1 protein-coding gene is annotated in these 833 nt (G+C 70.6%); it reads left to right on the top strand.

Annotated features, from left to right (window positions below):
- Positions 1 to 99 precede the first annotated feature (99 nt).
- Positions 100 to 699, top strand: a complete 600-nt coding sequence (locus D8M35_RS16205; RefSeq protein ID WP_238638286.1) for a phosphopantothenoylcysteine decarboxylase — start codon at positions 100 to 102, stop codon at positions 697 to 699.
- Positions 700 to 833: the final 134 nt, after the last annotated feature.

Raw genomic sequence — 833 nt, 5'->3', positions numbered from 1 at the left:
GTGAAGAAGGATAAAAGGGAATCGGGGTGGTAAGTAGTGGAGGAATTGAGAGGAAGGGAATGTATAATGTGATAACACATCGACAACCAGGCTCTGCGCATGCAGGCGAACTCGTTGCCTACACGACGCTGTTCCAGTCTGACCGACGCCGTCCGACGCGGCGCGGCGGTCACGCTCGTCGCCGCGAACGTGGACGCCGGGCTCACCGCGGGACTCGGGGCCACGGTGGTGCCGGTCGGGTCGGCCCGGGAACTCGCCGACGCCGTGCACGCCGCAGCCGCCGACGCGGACGTGGTGGTGATGACCGCCGCGGTCGCCGACTACCGACCGGCCGAGGTCCGCCCCGACAAGCTGAAGAAGGACGACCAGGGCGACACCATGACGCTCGAGCTCGTCCGCAACCCGGACGTGCTCGCCGACCTCGTGCGGGCGCGCCGGACCGGGCAGATCGTCGTCGGGTTCGCGGCGGAGACCGAACCCGACCGCGAGGCCCGGATCGCCCTCGGTCGCGCCAAGATCGCCCGGAAGCCGGCCGACCTGCTCGTCGTGAACCACGTCGGGTGGGACGCCGGCTTCGAGCGCGAGGAGAACGCGATCGAGGTGCTCGTGCCCGGCGGCGAGGTCGTGCGGGAGACCTCGGGCAGCAAGGCCGACGTCGCCACGGCGGTGCTCGACCTCGTCGCGACCGCGCTGACCTGAGCGACACCCGGTACCCACTCGGCCGGTGGCGTGCACGATGGGGCCATGCGACGACGCCAGCGCGCCCGACGCGCGACCCGGACGGCCACCCTGCTCGCCGTGCTCCTCGGCGGAGCCGGTGTCACCCACTTCCA

The sequence above is a fragment of the Curtobacterium sp. HSID17257 genome, assembly GCF_003989515.1.
In the GTDB taxonomy this organism is placed as follows: domain Bacteria; phylum Actinomycetota; class Actinomycetes; order Actinomycetales; family Microbacteriaceae; genus Curtobacterium.
Note: the sequence above shows the minus strand (reverse complement) of the source record. Positions and strands in the feature narration are given on the sequence as shown.

Bases quoted from the DNA above. Each gene is read 5' to 3' on its own strand.
- D8M35_RS16205 (WP_238638286.1), top strand. From the start codon at position 100: ATGCAGGCGAACTCGTTGCCTACACGACGCTGTTCCAGTCTGACCGAC.